This is a genomic window from Devosia sp. Soil_C_22 (genome assembly GCF_057657195.1).
Map to the genome: position 1 here is coordinate 638,977 of NZ_JBDGIY010000001.1, position 19,937 is coordinate 658,913.

General features: G+C 67.1%; 18 protein-coding genes. 7 read left to right on the forward strand and 11 right to left on the reverse strand.

Going from position 1 to position 19,937, the window contains the following annotated elements:
• Window positions 1-53: 53 nt before the first annotated feature.
• The 10 genes from dmeF to AC3A6I_RS03080 form a co-directional block, all read right to left on the reverse strand.
• Window positions 54-998: a CDF family Co(II)/Ni(II) efflux transporter DmeF gene (gene dmeF / locus AC3A6I_RS03035; protein WP_487541706.1), complete on the reverse strand. Its 945-nt coding sequence runs from the start codon at window positions 996-998 to the stop codon at window positions 54-56.
• The gene (locus tag AC3A6I_RS03040; RefSeq protein WP_487541707.1) at window positions 995-1,267 is read right to left on the reverse strand and encodes a metal/formaldehyde-sensitive transcriptional repressor; all 273 of its coding nucleotides are present in this window, start codon (window positions 1,265-1,267) and stop codon (window positions 995-997) included. The genes dmeF and AC3A6I_RS03040 overlap by 4 nt, the downstream gene beginning before the upstream one ends.
• A 77-nt stretch (window positions 1,268-1,344) precedes the next feature.
• Window positions 1,345-2,439, reverse strand: a complete 1,095-nt coding sequence (locus AC3A6I_RS03045; protein ID WP_487541708.1) for a VWA domain-containing protein — start codon at window positions 2,437-2,439, stop codon at window positions 1,345-1,347.
• Window positions 2,440-2,490: 51 nt separating this feature from the next.
• The gene (locus tag AC3A6I_RS03050) at window positions 2,491-3,417 is read right to left on the reverse strand and encodes a DUF58 domain-containing protein (protein WP_487541709.1); all 927 of its coding nucleotides are present in this window, start codon (window positions 3,415-3,417) and stop codon (window positions 2,491-2,493) included.
• Window positions 3,392-4,411, reverse strand: a complete 1,020-nt coding sequence (locus AC3A6I_RS03055) for an AAA family ATPase (RefSeq protein WP_487541710.1) — start codon at window positions 4,409-4,411, stop codon at window positions 3,392-3,394. Before AC3A6I_RS03055 ends, AC3A6I_RS03050 begins: the two co-directional genes overlap by 26 nt.
• A gap of 170 nt (window positions 4,412-4,581) precedes the next feature.
• Entirely contained in the window at window positions 4,582-5,475 is an 894-nt protein-coding gene (locus AC3A6I_RS03060; protein ID WP_487541711.1) for a S1C family serine protease, read from the reverse strand.
• A 290-nt stretch (window positions 5,476-5,765) separates the two neighbouring features.
• Complete coding sequence (locus tag AC3A6I_RS03065) at window positions 5,766-6,980, reverse strand: OpgC family protein (RefSeq protein WP_487541712.1); 1,215 nt, start codon at window positions 6,978-6,980, stop codon at window positions 5,766-5,768.
• Window positions 6,967-8,712, reverse strand: coding sequence for a glucans biosynthesis glucosyltransferase MdoH (mdoH, locus tag AC3A6I_RS03070; RefSeq protein WP_487541713.1), 1,746 nt, complete (start codon window positions 8,710-8,712; stop codon window positions 6,967-6,969). The genes AC3A6I_RS03065 and mdoH overlap by 14 nt, the downstream gene beginning before the upstream one ends.
• A 37-nt stretch (window positions 8,713-8,749) precedes the next feature.
• The gene (locus tag AC3A6I_RS03075) at window positions 8,750-8,890 is read right to left on the reverse strand and encodes a hypothetical protein (RefSeq protein ID WP_487541714.1); all 141 of its coding nucleotides are present in this window, start codon (window positions 8,888-8,890) and stop codon (window positions 8,750-8,752) included.
• Window positions 8,887-10,434, reverse strand: coding sequence for an OpgD/OpgG family glucan biosynthesis protein (locus tag AC3A6I_RS03080; RefSeq protein WP_487541715.1), 1,548 nt, complete (start codon window positions 10,432-10,434; stop codon window positions 8,887-8,889). The genes AC3A6I_RS03075 and AC3A6I_RS03080 overlap by 4 nt, the downstream gene beginning before the upstream one ends.
• Before the next feature lie 208 nt (window positions 10,435-10,642).
• Here AC3A6I_RS03080 and AC3A6I_RS03085 point away from each other — a divergent pair, with 208 nt between their 5' ends.
• The 7 genes from AC3A6I_RS03085 (at window position 10,643) to recQ (ending at window position 17,229) form a co-directional block, all read left to right on the forward strand.
• A complete protein-coding gene (locus tag AC3A6I_RS03085; protein ID WP_487541716.1) occupies window positions 10,643-11,809 on the forward strand; it encodes a hypothetical protein in 1,167 nt (388 codons plus the stop codon).
• Window positions 11,802-12,401 carry a hypothetical protein gene (locus AC3A6I_RS03090; protein ID WP_487541717.1) on the forward strand — a complete coding sequence of 200 codons (600 nt, stop codon included), beginning with the start codon at window positions 11,802-11,804 and terminating at the stop codon, window positions 12,399-12,401. The genes AC3A6I_RS03085 and AC3A6I_RS03090 overlap by 8 nt, the downstream gene beginning before the upstream one ends.
• A 108-nt stretch (window positions 12,402-12,509) precedes the next feature.
• Entirely contained in the window at window positions 12,510-12,854 is a 345-nt protein-coding gene (locus AC3A6I_RS03095) for an ArsR/SmtB family transcription factor (RefSeq protein ID WP_487541718.1), read from the forward strand.
• Window positions 12,855-12,878: 24 nt separating this feature from the next.
• Window positions 12,879-13,529, forward strand: coding sequence for an SRPBCC family protein (locus AC3A6I_RS03100; protein ID WP_487541719.1), 651 nt, complete (start codon window positions 12,879-12,881; stop codon window positions 13,527-13,529).
• A 4-nt stretch (window positions 13,530-13,533) separates the two neighbouring features.
• The gene (locus AC3A6I_RS03105; RefSeq protein WP_487541720.1) at window positions 13,534-14,031 is read left to right on the forward strand and encodes an SRPBCC domain-containing protein; all 498 of its coding nucleotides are present in this window, start codon (window positions 13,534-13,536) and stop codon (window positions 14,029-14,031) included.
• A 244-nt stretch (window positions 14,032-14,275) separates the two neighbouring features.
• Window positions 14,276-15,163, forward strand: a complete 888-nt coding sequence (locus tag AC3A6I_RS03110) for an alpha/beta fold hydrolase (protein WP_487541721.1) — start codon at window positions 14,276-14,278, stop codon at window positions 15,161-15,163.
• Between the two features lie 239 nt (window positions 15,164-15,402).
• Window positions 15,403-17,229, forward strand: coding sequence for a DNA helicase RecQ (gene recQ, locus AC3A6I_RS03115; protein WP_487541722.1), 1,827 nt, complete (start codon window positions 15,403-15,405; stop codon window positions 17,227-17,229).
• 151 nt (window positions 17,230-17,380) lie between these two features.
• On the opposite strand, the gene hrpB is transcribed toward recQ, so the two are convergent.
• Entirely contained in the window at window positions 17,381-19,825 is a 2,445-nt protein-coding gene (gene hrpB, locus AC3A6I_RS03120; protein WP_487541723.1) for an ATP-dependent helicase HrpB, read from the reverse strand.
• Window positions 19,826-19,937: the final 112 nt, after the last annotated feature.

Here is a 19,937-nt window from a genome sequence, read left to right on the forward strand (position 1 = left end):
GGGGCGGGGGAGGGGGACCATCCGAAGGATGGTGGAGGGGGCGGCGATGTCCCCTAAGCTCCCTGCACTTCCACCGTCACATGCGACAGCTCGTGGATGTGGCTGAGCCGCGCCCGATAGTCCTCGGGCGATTTCGGCGCCGGTGAGGTCACCGCGACGATCGCCGCGTGGTGCCCCGGCCCGACCTGCCACACATGGAGGTCCGTGATCCTGTCCTCGCCGGTCTCGACCGCCTCGCGGATCTCCGCCGGCAGGTCCTCGCCCTCGGGCACGTAGTCGAGCAGCACGCGCCCGGCGTCGCGGATCAGCCCGAACGACCAGCGCGCGATCACCAACGCGCCGACAATGCCGATCACCGGGTCGGTCCAGGTCCAGCCCAGCACGCTGCCTGCGATCAGCGCGACGATGGCCAGTACCGAGGTCAGCGCGTCGGCCAGCACGTGCAGATACGCCGCGCGCAGGTTGTTGTCGCGCGCCGGGACATGTTCATGCCCATGCGTATGGGGATGCGCGTGGTCGTGATGATGGTGATGTCCGTGATCGTGCCCATGGTGCGCGTGCCCGCCGTCGCCCATCAGCAGCCAGGCCGAAGCAAGGTTCACCGCCAGTCCGATCACCGCCACGGCGATCGCCGCCTCGAACCCGATCGCCACCGGGTTCAGCAGCCGCACGGCGCTCTCCCAGCCGATCAGCAGCGCCACCAGCATCAACGCGATGGCGCTGGCGAAGGCGGCGAGGTCGCCCACCTTGCCGGTGCCGAAGCTGAAGCGCGGGTTGTTCGCCTGCCGGCGTGCGTAGCCATAGGCCAGCGCCGCGATCAGCATGGCGCCGGCATGGGTCGACATATGCCAGCCATCGGCGGTCAGCGCCATCGAGCCGAACATCGTGCCGGCGGTGATCTCCGCGACCATCATGGCGGTGGTCAGCGCGATCACCAGCCACACCCGTTTGGCGTTGCGGTCGTGATCGGCGCCGAGGAAAACGTGGCTATGGCTCATTTGAGATAGGTCCGGATCACTTCGATCAACTCGTCCGCGCCCTGCCGGCGCTCCTTCTCGGTCACGGCCTCGACGATGTGGTGGCGGACATGGTCCTCCATCAGTTCGGCAGTCAGCCCGTTGATGGCGCCGCGCACCGAGGCGACCAGCTGCAGCACATCGGCACAGCCCAGCTCCGCCTCGAGCGCCCGCTCGATGGCTTCGACCTGGCCCGATATGCGTCGCACGCGCGCGGTGAGCTTCGATTTGTTGGCGATGGTGTGAGACATGGCAGGTAGTATAGGGGGGTACCCTATCTGCAGCAAGCCTGAACATACGCTCGTTCAGGTCGCGTCTCCCGGGGAAATCAGGCGATCCGCCCGAACCACGCCATCGACAACCCCGCCGCCGCTGCCGCGAGCAGGGCTCCGATCCCGGCAAACACGAAGGCGATCTCGGTCAGCTTCTTCTCGCTGATCAGCCGGGTGGAAAGCGACTCGTACACCTCTTCCAGTCCCTCGGCGCTGGTGGCCTCGTAGTACTCGCCCTCGGTGGCGTCGGCGATCGCCTGCAGCGTGTCGGCGTCGAGCTGGGCCCGCATCGAACGGCCGCCGAAATCGACGACGTCGCCGCTCGCCGAGCCGAACCCCACGGTGTAGACCTTGACGCCATAGTCCCCGGCCACCCGGCCTGCCGCGACTGGATCGGGTCCCGTGGTCGTCGCGCCGTCGGTGAGGAGGATCACCACCGCGCTCTCATACGAGCCCGGCTCCACCGGGATATGCGGCTGCGTCGGGTTCTGCGCCAGCAACCCTTCGAGTTCCTGCGCCGGCGGCGGCGAGCCGAGGAAGCCGTTCGGCCCGTTGCCGAAGCTGGGCAGCCCGAGGCGATCGCGCGGGTCGTCACCGTCCATGTCGAAATTCTCATCGGGGAAGATGGTGGCGAGCGCCACCAGCACGCCCGAGCCCACGGCGGTGCCGCGCCGCAGATCGAAGCTGTTGATCGCCTGGTACAGCGCCTCACGATCGATGGTCGGCGCCTGCACCAGCACCGCCGCCGAAGCAAAGGCGACGATGCCGATCTGCACGTCGGCCGGTTGCTTGCGGATGAACTCCTTGGCCGCCTCTTGCGCCGCAACGATGCGCGAGGGCTCGACATCGCGGGCCCGCATCGAGCCGGAAACGTCCATCGACAGGATCACGGTGGCGCGCGACGACGCCAGTTCTACGACCGCCGCGGGGCGGGCCACGGCGAGGATCAGCACCGTGATGGCGAGCAGCAGCAGGGCGGGGGGCACGTGCCGGCGCCAGCCCGGGCTCTTGCCCATGGCCTGCTTCACCAGCGCCAGGTTGGCGTAGCGGATGGCGGATTTCTTCTTGCGGCGGAGCAGCCACACATAGGCCGCGACCAGCAGCGGCACCAGCACCAGCAGCCAGAGCATGTGCGTCCAGAGGAAAGTCATGCCGTCACCACCGTCCATCTCGTTGCGCCCGCCTGGGCGCTGAGGCCAAAGTCACACTGTCGCCGGCAGGGCTCCGCCGGAACTGAGCCGGGCCTGCACCTTGCGCATGTTGGCAAAGCGCAGCACCGCATCCACCAGGTCGTCCGTCGTCGCCAGCTCGAGCACGTCGAGCCCGGCCGCCGCGAACGCATCCATCATCGTCTCTTCGTTGCGCGCCGCCGCCTCGACGAAGCGCCTGCGGAAGCGCGGATCAACCGTATCGACGAACAGCTGCTCGCCGGACTCGGCATCCTGAAACACCAGCATCCCCATGTCCGGCAGCGCCATGTCCATCGGGTCGAGCAGCCGCACCGCGATCCCCTCGTGCCGCTGGCTGAGGTGGCTCAGCCCGCGCTCCCAGCCAGGTTTCGAGACGAAATCGGACACCACGAAGCAGATCGAGCGGCGCCGGATCACGCTCATGGCGCGGCCAAGGAAGGCGTTGAGGTCGGTCTCGGGCGAGCGCAGCCGCCGCGGGTTGGCGAGGATCTTGTCGAGCACATGCAGCACATGCCGCCGGCCCGTGCGCGGAGGGATGACGAAATCGTTCATCCCGTCGAACAGGATGGCGCCGACCTTGTTGCCCTGCCGCGTCAGCAGCCGCGCCACCGTCGCGGTGAACTCGGTGAGGATCTGGCGTTTCGTCATCTCGGTCGAGCCGAAATCCACCGATGGCGACAGATCGAGCAGGAACCAGGCGGTGACGTCGCGATCCTCGTTGTAGATCCGCACATGCGGCACCTCGGTGCGCGCCGTCACGTTCCAGTCGATGTGCCGCACATCGTCATAGGCCTGGTATTCGCGCAGGTCGGCGAAATCGAGCCCGAAGCCGCGGAACAGCGTGCGGTAGTCGCCCTGCAGCAGCCCGTCGAGCCGGCGGATCACCGTCCATTCCAGTCGGCCGAGCAGTTTCTCAGCCTGTCGCGGCGATGCGGACATGGCTCTCCAGGGGTTTGTCGGGGGCAGGGATGGCCTTGAGCAACTGGCCGATCAGCGCGTCGGGCGTGATCGATTCCGAAATCGCCTCGTAGCTGAGCACGATCCGGTGCCGCAGCACGTCGGGGGTCACGTCGAGCACGTCCTCGGGCAACACATATTCGCGGCCGCGCAGGAAGGCGAGCGCCCGCCCCGCCTGGATCATGTTGATCGTGGCGCGCGGGCTGCCGCCATAGGTGATGAAGCGCTCCATGTCGGCGAGCCCGGCCAGCGAAGGCTTGCGCGTCGCTGCCACCACCTTCACCGCGAACTGGATCAGCGAGGGGTCGACGAACAGGCTGTGGCACTTGGCCTGCAAGGCCACCAGTTGCTCGGTCGTCGCCACACGCGCCACCGCCTGCATCGCGCCGGTAACCCGCGAGACGATCACGAACTCCTCTTCCTCGGTGGGGTAGCCGACCAGCACCTTCATCATGAAGCGGTCGACCTGCGCCTCGGGCAGGGGGTAGGTGCCCTCGGTCTCGATCGGGTTCTGCGTCGCCATGACGACGAAGGGGTTCGGCACCTTGTGCGTCTCGCCCGCGATCGTGACCTGCCGCTCCTGCATCACCTCGAGCAGCGCCGATTGCACCTTGGCCGGTGCGCGGTTGATTTCGTCGGCGAGCAGCAGGTTGGCGAACACCGGGCCGAGCGAAGTGGTGAACTCCCCGGTCTTCTGGTTGTAGATGCGCGTGCCCACGAGGTCCGATGGCACCAGGTCGGGTGTGAACTGCACGCGCTTGAAACTGCCCTGGATCACCTGGGCCAGCGTGTTGACGGTCAGGGTCTTGGCCAACCCCGGTACGCCCTCGACCAGCAGGTGCCCCTTGGCGAGTAGCGCCACCAGCACCCGCTCGAGGAAATGGTCCTGGCCGACCACCACCTTCTTCACCTCGTACAGCACCTGCTCCATCAGCGAAGCGACCGCAGGTCCGGAGTCTTTTGATGTGTCGTCCATGGTCTCCGTCGGGGTTAGCGGTTAGGTGGGAGGCTCGATTGCCTGTCCACCACCGGCTGTCATCCCTGCGAAGGCAGGGATGACAGGTTCAGCTGGCGCGGGCGGCGAAATGGATTCCTGCTTTCGCAGGAATGACATCGAGGATGAGGCGAGGGGCCGGAAACGCAGCATCACAGCGGGTTCTCCCCCGCCGCGCCGGCGGCAGTCTCGATCGGTACGGCAAAGCCGATACCGGCAAACGTGCGGAGGCCGGATGGGTTGAGGATGGCGGTCACGATGCCCACCACCTCGCCATCGGCATTGACCAGCGGCCCGCCCGAATTGCCCGGATTGGCCGCCGCGTCGAACTGGATGAGATTCTGCAGCTTCGCCTTGCCGTCCTCGGCGAGGACGCGCCCCAGCCCCGACACCACGCCGGCCGATGCGGAAGGGCCGATGCCGAACGGGAAGCCCACCGCCACCACCTCGTCCCCCGGCGCGAGACCGGCGCTCGAGGCGAGCGTCGCCGGTAGCAGGTCGTCGGGAATGGTGGTCGGCCGGATGATCGCGAGATCCTGGTCGGGCTGCGCACCTACCATCATCGCCGGCGACTCCGTGCCATCCATGAAGGTCACGCGTAGGCGGTTTGCCGCGCCCGCGACATGGAGGTTGGTGAGGATGGTGCCGGTATCATCGATCACGACACCCGTCCCCACGGCGGTGAACTGCTCGTGGAAGTCTTCCTCTACCTGGCCTTCGGCCGGCAGTTCCGCCATCGGGGTTTCCTGCTCCTTGGGCCCGCTCGGTACCGGCGTTTCCTCCGGCTCATAGCCATCCACCCGCACCACCGAGCCGATGATCCGGGCAAAGGCCACCGACTCGACCGACGGCCCGCGCGGCCGCTCGTCGACCACCTGGTTCACCGCGGTCATGAACTGCCAGTCGCTGATGCGCTGCGGGTCGGGGGTGATGAGGTCGTAGGTCGCGATCAGCAGCAACGTCACCAGCGCGCCGACCGCGACGAGAACCGGACCCTGATGCTTGTTGTAGAGCCGGCTCCACCAGGCGCCGATGCGTTGGCGCAAGCCGGGGCTCGTCGCCTCATCGGGGAGATCGACATAGACCGGGCTCACTCCGTCCGGCGCAACCCACGCCGATCCTTCCGCTGCCCGCGGTCGCTGGGACCGGCTATAGAGTGGTCGCCTTCTAGCCATCAAACGCTCCCGGCGCTCGAGTACAGGCACCCCTCCCTCAGATAAGTAGAGGCTAGTAGAGCGGTTGCATGGCTGCCAAGTCCTAATGCTGGAATGGCAGCAATTCTCTCACAAAAGTGAGCGATACTGTCGCTGATGTTTTTGGTTGCCTGATGGCAACCTCAGGCCTTTGCCGGCCTGCTCATTTGCTGAGTGCGCGTAAGCACATAGGCCAGCAGCACCAATCCCGCGAGCCCACTGCCGATGAACAGCGTATCAAGCCAGAAATCGGCTGCGACGCCGGTCTTCACCGCTTGCAGAAGCAGGCTGATCACCGTGCCGGTCGCGAACACGGCGAGCCCCTGCCGCCCCATGAGGCGCAGCGGGGCGGCCCAGCGTGATTCGGCGAGCTGCCGCATGACCGGCAGCGTGCCCACCACATAGAACAGGGCCAGCGCATGCAGCAGCCGGGGCAGGGCGAGATAGGTCTTGTCGAACCATGTCATGTAGAAGGGCACGCCGAGCCGGCTGAAAAAGCCCAGCACCTGCCGCCCCGCATCGCCGATCGCCGGCACCTTCATCCACACCAGCACCAGCACCAGGAAGCCGGCGCTGAGCGTGAACAACCAGTCGAGCCTGGGCACGAAGTGCTTGCCCTGCTTCATCGCCATGCCCGACAGCAGGCCGATCGTGAACAGCAGCTGCCAGCTCAGCGGGTTGAAGAACCAGCCGCCCGCTACGGGATAGTTGGGCAGGTTCAGCCGGAACTGCCCGGCAAGCAGCCAAACCGCGACCGAGCCGAGCAGCGTCGGCAGCGGCCAGCGTCGGCCCAGCATGATGATGCCGGGGGTGGCGAGCAGCAGCGTGATGTAGAGCGGCAGGATATTGAGATAGCCCAGCTGATGGGTCATCAGCGGCAGCCCGATCATCACCTCGAGCGGCTGCTGGAACAGCGGCGGGATATTATTGGTCTCGAGCACCTGGTAGAGCCCGAACCACACGGCCGCGGCGGCAAAGATCGCCAGGGCCATGAAGGTGATGGCGAGGTGCACGAAATAGAGATGCCGCGCCCGCGCCCACACCCTGGCGATTGCCGGCCAGAGCGGTCCGGTGGCGAAGCGCCCCGAATAGGCCAGCCCGGCCGCCAGCCCCGACATGAACACGAAGGCTTCGGCCGCGTCCGAGAAGCCGAAGTTGCGGCTGGTCAGGTTCTCGTAGAAATTGCCCGGCACGTGGTTGATGAAGATCATCACCAGCGCCAGCCCGCGAAACATGTCGAGCCGCGCGTCGCGCCCGCCCGGTACAGCCACAGCTTCGACGCGCGGCGTGAAGGCGGCGCGCACCCGGTCCATCAGGTTGGCGCGCGCCAGCACCGTGCCGTCTTCAGGCAAAGCCATGCGTCATCCCGCCGATGGTGGGCTGCGAGGCGTCCTGGCCCGGCTGTGTCCAGCTCAGGTAGATGCGCTGCTGCTCGATGATGACCGGCGCCGGCGCACTCTCGCTGGTCGTGACGAACAGAAACGGCCGATGTCCCGCCACCAGCCCGTGCGAGGTCACCGATATGAGTACCGGCGCAAAGATCGCCGGCAACGTTACCGGCAGCAGCCACAGCACCAGGTCGGGGGCGAGCGCGGTGCCGATCGCGAGGATCAGCGCTCCCGCCACCGTCACCCACCAGCTTGCGGCGAACGCCGTTGAAAAGCTTACCCGGCTCTCGTCGCGGTTGGTCGCCGGCCAGCCGCCATCGAGCCCGAGCAGGATCTCGGCCACGGCCTTGGACTGGAAGCACAGCATGATCGGCGCCAGCAGCGTCGACATCAGGATTTCGACCAGCACCGAAAGTCCGGCGCGGACCGTGCCGCCGAAGCCGCGGTTGCGGCCGGCAACGGTCGAGCGCAGGAGGATCAGGAATTTCGGCACCAGCAGCACGACGGCAACCGCGGCCGCCAGCACCCAGATGCCGGTTTCGTCGTCGCGCCACCAGTAGCGGGACGGAAACACCGCTGCGATGATGCTCGCAGCGAGCAGCAGCAGCCACAGCGGCGAGGCGACATAGGCCATGATGCCCTGCACGAAGGTGAAACGGTTCCACCACTTGAGCTCGGGCGCGCCCAGGAGGCGCCGGTGCTGCAGATTGCCCTGGCACCAGCGCCGGTCGCGCTTGGCATATTCGATCAGGTTCTCCGGCCCTTCTTCGTACGAGCCGGTGAGATAGGGGTCGACCTCGACCTTCCAGCCGGCGCGCGACAAGAGCGCCGCCTCGACATAGTCGTGGCTGAGGATATGCCCGCCGGCCGGCGGCTTGCCCGACAGCATCGGCAGCCCGCAGCTCGCGGCGAAGGCCGAGACGCGCACGATGGCATTGTGGCCCCAGTACGGGCCTTCCTCGCCCTGCATCTGCGCCTGCCCACGGGCGAAATAGGGAGAGAGGTAGGCGGCCGAAAACTGCATCAGCCGGCCGAACATGGAGTGCGCGTGGATCACCTCCGGCACGGTCTGCAGCAGGCCGAGCCGCCCGTCCTCGTCCATGCGCCGCGCCAGCTGCACGATGGTTTCGCCCGCCATCAGGCTGTCGGCGTCGAGCACCAGCGCATAGTCGTAGGCCGCGCCCGAGCGCGAGATGAAATCCTCGATATTGCCGGCCTTCTTGCCGATATTGCGGTCGCGCCGGCGGTAGAACATCCGGCCCTCGGCTTGCGGCTCGGCGAGTAGCTGGCCGAACCACACCACTTCCTCGGCCGCCACTTCCTCGCGATTGGTGTCGGAGAGGATGACGAAATCGAACCTGTCGGCGACGTTCAGGGCCACGAGACTGCGGTTCATCGCGGCGACACGCGAGAAGCTCGCGGCCGCGTCCTCGTTGTAGATCGGCATCAGCACCGCGGTCTTGCCGCGCGGCGCTCCGCCGAGCCAGGGCTTTCGCCGCGACGGAGCGAGGGCCCCCATCACGCCGGCAACGCCGCCCCACACCAGCCAGAAGCCGGTGAGGATGAACAGCGCGGCGCGCAGCAGGTCGAGCAGGCTGGTACCGTCATTGCCGATGAAGCGCGCGTACAACCAGCCGGCCCCGAGGCTCAGTGCCACAGAGGCGACCAGCGCCGTTACGCGAATACGATGCGCTTGCGCCATTTACGGGCAGCTCGCCGGCATTGCGGGAAGGCCTCCGTCACCACGGCAGCGCGGCTGAGAATACCGCGCGCAGCGCCGAGAACAGCGAAACACGGCGGCGCTCCAGGACCTGCTTGGGCATCGCGAGAGGCGCGTCGGGCAGCGCGTTGGTCGACGCGGTTAGTCCTTCGTGCTTCATGCCTGGCCTCGCCACTGATAGAGCCACGTCTCGGTGATTGCGCGCCCGGAACTGACGACATTGGCCTTCAGTTCCACCGGTGCGACATCTTCGATCATCACGTCGAGGGCGAGACGCCACACCCCATTCGCCGCGATCTTGCTGAATGCCGACGATACGATCTCGCCAGCCGATGCCGTCGCCACCACGTCCAGCGCAGCATCCTCGGGCATGTCGGTGAGTTCGCCGCCGGCGAAGTCGATCACGAACTTCCTGAGCTTGGCATCGTTCTCGACGCCCGATACCCCGCCCTGGCCCGCTCGTGTCTCGACAACATGGGCGAGCGGTGCGTCATCTTTAGGGCTGAGATCGCCCCATATGAGGCGGTAGTGGAACTCGCGCTCCTCGCCCGCCTTGACCGGATCGGCCGGGACCCAGAAGGCCACGATATTGTCTTCCGCCTCGAGCCGGCTCGGCGCCTCGATCAGGCGCACATGGCCTTGGCCCCAGTCGCCTACCGGTTCGATCCGCGCCGACGGCCGCCGCTCGTAATGCGCGCCGGCATCCTGGTAGGTCTCGAAATTGCGGTCGCGCTGGTAGAGCCCGAAGGCGCGCGGGTTGTTTTCCCACAGGTAGGAGTTGCCCAGCGCCGGCGTGTTGTTGAGCGGCCGCCAGAATACTTCGCCACCGTCCCGCTCGACGATCAGCCCGTTGCTGTCATGCACCTGCGGCCGGTAGTCGTCGAAGGCCGAACGGTTGGTCTCGGCGAACAGGAACATCGAGGTCAGCGGCGCGATGCCGATCTCGCCGATATCTTCGCGGAAGAACAGCCGTGCTGTGATGTCGATCGTGGTTTCCTGCCGGTCCGGGTTGGCCGGCGTGATCTCGAAGCGATAGGCGCCGGTGACGCGCTGGCTCTCGAGGCTCGCATACATCACCAGCGGCTGGCCCTCGGTGGGGCGCTCAAGCCAGAAATTGGAAAAGCGCGGAAACTCCTCCGGCCCCGCCATCCACGAGTCGACCGCGAGCCCGCGGGCGCTGAGCCCGTAGATATTGCCGCGCCCCAGCGCGCGAAAATAGCTCGAGCCGAGGAAGGAGACGAGCTCATCCATCTTGTCAGACTGGTTGAGTGGGAAGTTCAGTCGCACCCCGGCAATGCCGGGAAAGGCTTCGGTCGCCGCCTGCGCCTTCATGTCCGCGTCGTAGAACATGAAGTCGTCATTGGAGAAGTTGAAGGGCAGCGCCTTGCCCTCGAACACCTCGTGGATGCCCACCGGTTCCTTGAACAGCCAGCCCATCGGGAAGGCATGCACCTGGAAGCCCGAATTGTTGTCGAGCCAGCGCGCATGCGTGGGGTCGAACTGGATCTTCCGGAACGTATCGTAGTTGAGCGCCGCGTAGAGCGGCGGCAGCTCGATGGTTCCGGCGACGTGCGGCTTGGCCGCCGCCGCGCGCATGCCGGCGGTCAGCGTGTCGAAGTCGAACGCCGTCGCCTCCGCGTCCTGCGCGAATGCAATCGAAGTGAGAGATGTCGAGGAAAGCAGCGCCGCGCCGGCGGCAGCCACCCTGAGGAAGGCTCGACGATCGAGCCGATGAGGAGAAATCGGAGTCATACGCAACGCTATTGGAGGGTCTGGCCAGACAAACACGATTTCCGCAACGCCGTTGAGCGGCGAAAGTTGTCGCATGGCTGCCATGCGCCTTCGGAATGGATATGATTTCGCCGCATTGCGTTAGCAGTTCTCGGCCACTTCCGGCCTGGCAGAAGCCCCAATGAGTGAAGCCGCAGCGCTGCGCCCCGCAGCCCGCACTCTCCCCCTCGGTCTCGTCCTGATCTTCATCCCGCTCGCGTTCGCGATGGTGGGAGCGATGCTGCGCTATCTCGGCTACGCCTCGGTCGTGCCGGATGCCTCGCTCGGCATGTTCGCCGAGCATATGTGCCAATGGGACTGCCAGTGGTACGTCAAGCTGGCCGAGCAGGGCTATGACCCGTTCCCCGTGCCGAGCATGATCAATGCCGGCAACTGGGCCTTCTTCCCGCTCTATCCGCTGCTCGTTGCCGGCCTTCGCGCCGTCACCGGCCTCGCGACCATCCACGCCGCGACCGTCCTGTCGGTGGTCTTCAGCCTTGCCACGGCGCGTCTCGCCTGGCCGCTGCTCAACAAGAACCTGCGCGCCTACACGCTGTTCTCGGCCTATGTGCTGGCCGGCCCGTTCTCGATCTGGTTCACCACCTTCTATACCGAGGTGCTGTTCCTCTTCCTCACTATCGCGGTCTTCGTCGCGCTGCGCTCACGCCGCTTTCTCCTCGCCGGCGTGCTGGCGGCTTTGCTTTCGGCCACCCGCATCGTCGGCTGCTTCATCGTCTTTGCGATCGTCATCGAGATCTGGCGCGCCCATCGCGAGGCTGGCGGGACCTGGCGCGACTTCGTGCCGGCGACGTTGCGCCGTCCCGACCTGATCCTCGCGGTGCTCGTCGCCCCGCTCGGGCTGTTCGCCTACATCCTCTACCTGCATCTGCATATCGGCGACGGCATCGCCTTCAGCCATGTGCAGCGCGCGTGGGCCCGCCCCACCGGCTTGCCGCCGGTCTTCGTCCTCAACGCGCTCCTCGACCTGCCCAAGGATGGCGGCTGGATTCCGACCGCGTCGCAGATACTGGGTGTGGCGACGCTGACCGGCTTCGCTCTCTCCATCTACCTGCTCGTTCGCCGGCAACACGCAATGGGCGTCTACGCGCTGCTGTGCCTCACCGCGCCGCTCTTTGCCGGCATGGCCTCGATGCTGCGCTTCACCGCCGCGCTCGGCCCGGTGGCGCTGGCCTTCTGCCAGTTGCTCGCCATCAGGCGCGCCGTCTTTGCGGTCGCGCTGCTCGCCCTTCTCGCCGGCGGTTACTTTGCCACCACCGGCTGGCTCACGGGGTACCTCGCCCTTGTCTAGCACCCTGCGCCTCGGTCTCTACCTCATTGCCGGCGCTGTCGCGCTGTTCGAGCTCGCGGTCTTCTGGCTGATGCTCCACCCCGACGTGCCGCCCGACTACCGAGCCTACTACATCGACAAGACCACCACCTGCCTCAACCAGCCCGTCGCCGGCACTTATGCGCTGGGCACCGTTGTCGATTTCACCGACAAGGGCAGGGCCGTGGCCAAGCCCCTGCGCGTCTGCGGCTGGGAGGGCCCTGCCGGCGACGGCAACCACGCCGTCGGCACCAGCGCCCGCCTGCGCTTCGTCTATCCCGAGCCGGCCACCGCCCTGATGCTGAACCTGAAGCTCACCGCCGTGAACACCGACCGGCAGCCGACCCAGCGTGTCGTCGTCCGCGCCAATGGCGAGGAGATCGGCACGCTCACCGTCACCGGCGCCCCCCCGCAGGATTTCTCGCTCCCCATTCCCGCCGCGCTCACCTCCGCGGCTGCCGGCCATCTCGAGCTCGAGTTCGCCTTCCCGGATGCCGTGCGCGTCGGCAAGACCGATCCCGACAATCGGCGCCGCTCGATCAAGCTGGTTTCGGCCGCGCTCATCCCCGCCTGATTTGTTTTTAACCGATCGGTTGACAACCGTCTCCCGCGGATGTATTCAACCAATCAGTTTAGAACTTGCGGGTTGAGGAATGCTCACGACCCTGAACCGAGACGGAAGATGACTGATCGCCTGTCCATGACGCTCTCCGCTCTCGCCGACCCCACCCGCCGTGGCATCCTTGCCCGGCTGGCCCAGGGCGAAGCGACCGTTGGCGAGCTGGCCGAGCCCTACGACATGTCCATGGCCGCGGTGTCCAAGCACCTCAAGGTCCTGGAAAAGGCCGGCCTGATTTCACGCGGCAAGGAGGCCCAGTGGCGTCCCTGCAAGCTCGAAGCGGCCCCGATGGCCGAGGTTGCCGACTGGGTCGAGGCCTATCGCCGCTTCTGGGACGAAAGCCTCGATCGCCTCGGCGACTACCTCGCCGAACTCCAGAAAGGGGACCCCGGCGGCCCTAGAAACTAGGGCCCCACCGGGGCCGGAAAACCGATGCAGGACCGAAAGGTTATCGCGCTCGCCTTCTACCGGCGGCGTCGCGGCGGAGCTTTGCCCCACTCTCCGGCTCCCCACTGGTTCGTCGCCTACTGGCGGTTCTGGCACGAAAGCCTCGACCGTCTCACCGATTACCTGATCAAATTCAAGGAGATGCAGATGCCTATCGACAACCTCAAGACCGAAGCCCCGGCCAATGAGCCGGTCTTCATCGCCACCCGCACCTTTGACGCCCCGCGTGCGCTGGTGTGGAAGGTGATGACCGACCCGCAGCATGTCGTGCGCTGGTGGGGCACCGACGGCCAGCGCAACGAGATCACCGCCTTCGACTTCCGCCCCGGCGGCAAGTGGCGCATCATCTCGCACGAGCCGGACGGCCAGGACTACATCTTCGTCGGCGAGTACCGCGAAATCGTCGCGCCCGAAAAGTTCGTCTGGACCTTCGGCATGGAGAACATGTTCTTCGGCAAGACCCTGCTCGAGACCCATACCTTCAGCGAAGAAAACGGCGTCACCCACTACAAGTCCGTCTCGAACTACGACAGCATCGAGGATCGCGACGGCATGGTCGCCTCCGGCATGGAAGTCGGCATGCGCCACGGTTTCTCCGTCATGGACGAGATCCTGAGCGAACTGACCAAGGGCTGATCCGATGCTCGACAACCTCGCCGCCATCCCCGACGACCGTCGCCTCGAGCTCGAGCGGGTGCTGCCCGCACCGCGCGAGCTGGTCTGGAGGATGTTCGCCGATCCCTATCACCTGGCCCAATGGTGGGGCCCCAAGGGCTTCACCAACCCGGTGGTCGAGCTCGACTTCAGGGAAGGTGGCAGGTGGCACCAGGTCATGCGTGGTCCCGATGGCCGCGACTATCCGGCCGACAGCATCTTCATCGAGATCACCCCGCCCGAGCGCATCGTCTATCGCAACGCCCAGCTCGACGACGAGGTGTTCGGCGACAACCCGCCGCCGAGCTTCCTGCGCATCATCACTTTCACCGACCTCGGCGACGACCGCACCCGGCTCACCATCGAGGCCTTCTTCGATACCGCCGAGAACAAGGCCGCCGTGATGCGCCGCGGCTTCCGCGAAGGCGTGCTCGAGAGCTTCGACAAGCTCGCTACCCACCTCGCTACGGGAGGGATCGAATGAAGCGAGCCGAAGGCTAGCCCGAAGACCCCTCATCCGGCGCTACGCGCCACCTTCTCCCCGACGGGGAGAAGAATGCCGAGAGTGCGGCGATAACCCCTATTCCTCTCCCCGTCGGGGAGAGGGTGGATCGGCCGAAGGCCGAGACGGGTGAGGGGACACAACCACTGAACCATCGATTTCGCCCCCCCACCGCGGGCCCTGGCGAAGCCATGCCCAACGCCTGCCCGACCCAAGGAACCGAAAAATGCTCAGACGCACTGTCCTTGCCATCGCCATCCTCACTGGCTTTGCTTCCGCCCTGCCGGCCATTGCTCAAGAAGGAACCCCCACCATGTCCACCCCCACCAAGTCCGGTTTTGTCCCCGTCACCGGCGGCGAGGTCTATTACGCGACCTATGGCAGCGGCTCGCCGCTCGTGCTGTTGCATGGCGGCCTGATGACCATCGACAATTTCGGCCCCATCATCCCGTTGCTCGCCGCAGACCATGAGGTGATCGCCGTCGAAGCCCAGGGCCACGGCCATACCGGCCCGCTCGACCGGCCGATGAGTTTTGACAACATGGCGGCGGACGTCGCCGAGGTGATCCGCGCGCTCGGCCACGACACCGTCGATGTCGTCGGCTACTCGATGGGCGGCACCATCGGCCTCCGCCTCGCGCTCGCCCATCCCGAGCTGGTCGACCGCCTGGTCATCGCCTCGGCGCCCTTCGCCTATTCCGGCTGGCACGACTATAACCAGCAGGGCATGCGCTCGCTGGATGCCAGCCAGGCCGAGAGCATGAAGGGCTCGCCCCTCTACGAGAGCTTCGCCGCCGCCAACCCCGACCCCGAGACCAATTTCCCCAAGCTGCTCGACCAGATGACCTACATGGGCCAGGACTATGATTTCTCGGCCGACGTGCCCAAGCTCACCGTGCCGGTCCAGCTGATCTACGGCGACTGGGACGCCGTCCGCACCAGCCACGTCGCCAAGTTCTTCGAGCTGCTCGGCGGCGGCCTGCAGGATGCCCTCTGGGACGGCTCCGGCATGAACGCCAACCGCCTCGCCATCCTCCCCGGCGTCACCCACTACACCATGATGACCGAGCCGAGGATGGCCGAAACGGCGCTGGCCTTCATCGACCACGAATGAGGGAACTGCGCTTGCCGCCCCACCCCTCCCAGCCTCCCCCATCAAGGGGGAGGTGCCGGCCAGTGAGGTAGGCACGACCGTACCCCACGCACCACCTCCCCCTCGATGGGGGAGGCAAGCGCAGCTTGTGAGCGTCAGCGAACTAGCGCAGCTCGGAGGGGGTGCTGCCCCACGCTCTGACGGCTTCGTGCACCAACAAACCCTTGACCCTATCCCCCACCATCCGACTCTATGCACCCATGCTTGAGTCGCTGTTCGACACTGCTCCGCAGGACCCCGCGGACATTCTCCGCACGGTGTTCGGCCACGCGAGTTTCCGTGGCCAGCAGGAAGATGTGGTGCGCCATGTTTCCGGCGGCGGCGACGCGGTGGTGCTGTTCCCCACCGGCGCCGGCAAATCGATGTGCTACCAGGTGCCAGCGCTGGCCCGGCCGGGCGTCGGCATCGTCGTCTCCCCGCTCATCGCGCTGATGCGCGACCAGGTCGAAGCGCTGCGCCAGGCCGGCGTCAACGCCGCGACGCTCAACTCCTCGATCAGCTCGGAAGAGTCCTCGAAAACCTTCCGCGACCTCAAGTCCGGCACGCTCGACCTGCTCTATGTCGCCCCTGAGCGCATCGTTCTGCCCGGCTTCAAGTCGATGATGCAGGGGGTGAAGATCGCCCTCATCGCCATCGACGAAGCGCATTGCGTTTCGCAATGGGGCCACGATTTCCGCCCCGAGTATCGCGAGCTCACCAACCTCGCCGCCGACTATCCCGGCGTGCCGCGCATCGCGCTCACCGCCACCGCCGATCCGACTACCCGCGAAGACATCATCGATCGCCTCGGCCTCGGCGAGGCCCGCGTCTTCACCACCAGCTTCGATCGGCCCAACATCAGCTACTCGATCGTCGAGCGTGACAACGCGCGGGCGCAGCTGAAGAGCTTCCTCGCCCGTCACAACGGCAATTCCGGCATCGTCTATTGCCTGAGCCGCGCCAAGGTCGACACCACCGCCGAGTGGCTCAACAAGCAGGGCATTCGCGCGCTGCCCTACCACGCCGGCATGAACGCCCGCGACCGCGCCGCCAACCAGGACGCCTTCCTCAAGGAAGAGTCGCTCTGCCTCGTCGCCACCGTCGCCTTCGGCATGGGCATCGACAAGCCCGATGTCCGCTACGTCGCGCACATGGACCTGCCATCCTCGATCGAGGCCTACTACCAGGAAACCGGCCGCGCCGGCCGCGACGGCCTGCCGGCCGAGGCCTGGATGTGCTACGGCATGTCCGATGTCGCCCAGCGCCGCCGCATGATCGACGAGGGCAATGCCCCCGACGAGGTGAAGCGCGTCGAGCGTTCCAAGCTCACCGCGCTGCTAGCGCTCTGCGAAACCCCGGACTGCCGCCGCAAGGCCATCCTCGCCCATTTCGGCGAGGGCCATGCCGGCGGCTGCGGCAACTGCGACACCTGCCTCTCGCCGGTCGAGACCTGGGATGGCACCGATGCCGCCATCAAGGCCATGGCCGCTGTCTACCGCACCGGCCAGCGCTTCGGCGCCGGCCACATCGTCGATGTGCTGGTGGGCAAGGTCACCGACAAGGTCATCCAGTTTTCGCACCAGGATCAGCCCGTCTTCGGCCAGGGCAAGGATCTCGACCAGCGCTCGTGGCAATCAGTGATCCGACAGCTCACTGCCATGGGCCTGATCACCGTCGATCACAGCTTCGGCGCCCTGCATCTCGGCCAGGACTCGCGCGCCGTGTTCAAGGGCGAGCGCAAGGTCACCCTGCGCCGCGACCGCCCGCGAAAAGCCACCGAAACCCGCCGCTCGCTCCAGAACGCCGTGGCGCTCCCCGGTCCCGCCCAGGCCCTGTTCGACGCCCTGCGCGCCGAACGCGCCACCATCGCCAAGGCCCAGGGCGTGCCGCCCTACGTGGTGTTCCACGACACCACCCTGCGCGAAATGGCCATGGACCGCCCGCAGACCATGGCCGAACTGGCCACGATTTCGGGAGTGGGTGAGAGCAAGTTGAAGCGCTATGGCGCGGAGTTCCTGGCGGTGCTGAAGGCAGCGGGACGGGGCTAAGTTTCGCCGAAGCAGACGACCCCCTCCCATCCTCCCCCATAGAGGGGGAGGTGCTCTACCGGTGCGTCAGGCTCGATCGGAGCCACAAACTCGACTCTTCACCTCCCCCTTTATGGGGGAGGCCGGGAGGGGGCCGTCTCTCTCGATAGACTCAAGTCCCCCGTGGCTTCGCCCGCGCCGTCGCCACCGCCACCGCCGGATCCTCCGGCCAATAATGCCGCGGGTACCGCCCCTTCAGATCCTTCGCCACGTCCTTCCAGCTGCCGCGCCAGAAGCCCGGCAGATCTCGCGTCGTCTGGATCGGCCGATGCGCCGGCGAGAGCAGCACCAGCAGCAGGGGCACCTTGCCACCCGCGACCGACGGATGCTTGTCCATCCCGAACAATTCCTGCACCCGCACTTCCAGCGCCGGCCCGTTCTCCGCCGCATAGTCGATCGGCAGCCGCGATCCGGACGGCGCATCGAAATGCGAGGGCAGCAGCCGCTCCATCTCCTGCCGCTTGGCCCACGGCAGCAGCCCCTCCAGCGCTCCCGCCAGATCGTCGGCGCCAATCTCGCTGAGCGCCGTCCTCCCCGTGATCGCCGGCACCAGCCAGCCGACATCGGCCGCCAGCGCTGCATCCGAGAGGTCCGGCCACTCCTCACCCACCGCGCCGCGCAGATAGCTCGCCCGCTCCCCCAGCGCCCGCTGTTCCTTGGTCCACGGTAGCTGTGAAATCCCGAGCCCCGCGATCCCCTCCGCCAGCGCGCGCGCCGCCGCCTCGACATCGGCGATCGCCACCGGCGCTTCGTCGAGCCGCAGCGCACCGAGCCGCCGCACCCGCCGTGCCCGCACGCTCTTTGAGCCCCGGTCGAACGCCATCACCGTCTCGTCGACGATCTGGCCGGCGAACAGCTCCTCGATCGTCGCCCGCTCGATCGCCGCCGCCGCCCGGATCCGCCCCGTCGCCGCCGCGCCGGTGACATCGGTCACCACGAGATATGGCGCCGTTGCCAGCGCATCGGTCTCCTCGAGGCTCGCCTGCCGCCCATTGGCGAGCCGATAGCGCCCGCGTGCCCCGGCCTGTTGCGCTACCCGGTCGGGATAGGCCCGCGCCAGATGCCGCCCGGCCTCGCCGCCGGTGCCAGTATTGCCCGCCATCTGGGCCCAGCGCCGCGCCAGCCCGTGCGCCTCGTCCGCCCGCTTGCCGCGCTCGCGCGAAAACCGCTCGAGCCGGTGCACGAGGTCGGTGCTGTCGCCGCCGAGCCCGCGTTCGCCCAGCAGCACCGCCAGTTCCGCCGCCGTCAGCGCGTCGTCTTCCTCGGCGGCGCGATGGATCATGTGCGCCAGCCGCGGATGCAGCGGCATGCGCCCCAGCGCCTTGCCCTCGGCGGTGATCCGGCCCTCGCCGTCCAGCGCCTCCAGCCCCTTGAGCAGCGTCACCGCCTCGTTCCATGCCGGTCCCGGCGGCGGATCGAGAAAGCGCAACTGCGCCGGGTCGGCGACGCCCCAGCCGGCAAGATCGAGCGCCAGCCCGGCAAGGTCCGCCTCCAGCATTTCCGGTGCATCGAAGGCCTGCAGCGCCGCGTGCTGCCCCTCGGCCCACAGCCGGTAGCACACGCCCGGCTCGACGCGCCCCGCACGCCCCCGCCGCTGGTCCGCCGCCGCCCGCGACACCTTTCGCGTTTCGAGCACGGTCAGCCCTGTCGCCGGCTCGTAGGCCGGTGCGCGCCTGAGCCCCGAGTCGACGACGATCCGCACCCCCTCGATGGTCAGCGAGGTTTCCGCAATCGAGGTCGCCAGCACCACCTTGCGCCGGCCCTTTGGCGCCGACTGCACGGCGAAATCCTGCTGCTCCGGCGTCAGCTGCCCATAGAGCGGCGCGACGTCGACATCGCCTGGCACGCGTCCGGCCAGCCGCTCCGCCACCCGCGAAATCTCCGCCTGTCCCGGCAGGAACACCAATGCCGAGCCAGGTTGCTCCCGCAGCGCCTCCAGCACCACGCTCGTCACCTGATCCTCGATCCGCACCAACGGATCGCGATCGCGCCAGATCGTTTCGACCGGAAAGGCCCGCCCCTCCGACGTCACCACCGGCGCATCGTCGAGCAAGGCCGAAACCCGAGCCCCGTCGATCGTCGCCGACATCACGAGGACACGCAGGTCGTCGCGCAGCGCCCCGGCATCGAGCGCCAGTGCCAGGCCGAGATCGGCATCGAAGCTGCGCTCGTGGAACTCGTCGAAGATCACCGCCGCGATGCCGGTGAGTTCGGGGTCATCGAGGATCATCCGCGTGAACACGCCTTCGGTCACCACCTCGATCCGCGTCTTGGCCGACACGCGCGCATCAAGCCGCACCCGGTAGCCGACCGTCGCGCCAACGTCCTCACCCAGCGTCTGCGCCATCCGCCGCGCCGCCGCCCGTGCCGCGAGCCGTCGCGGCTCCAGCATCACGATCTTGTCGTCACCGCGCCACGCCGCATCGAGCAGCGCCAGCGGCACCCGTGTCGTCTTGCCCGCGCCCGGCGGCGCGACGAGCACCGCCTGCGTGCCGGCCTCGAGCGCCGCACGCAGCGCAGGCAGGGCATCGTCGATGGGAAGCGGCGGCAGGGTCATGCCGCGTTCAATGGTTCAAAAGCTGAGGTGCCGCAAGGGCCGGTGCGGGAAGATACCCCCCACCCTGTCCCTCCCCCGCAACGGGGGAGGTGACCTTCGCTCGCAAGTCCTC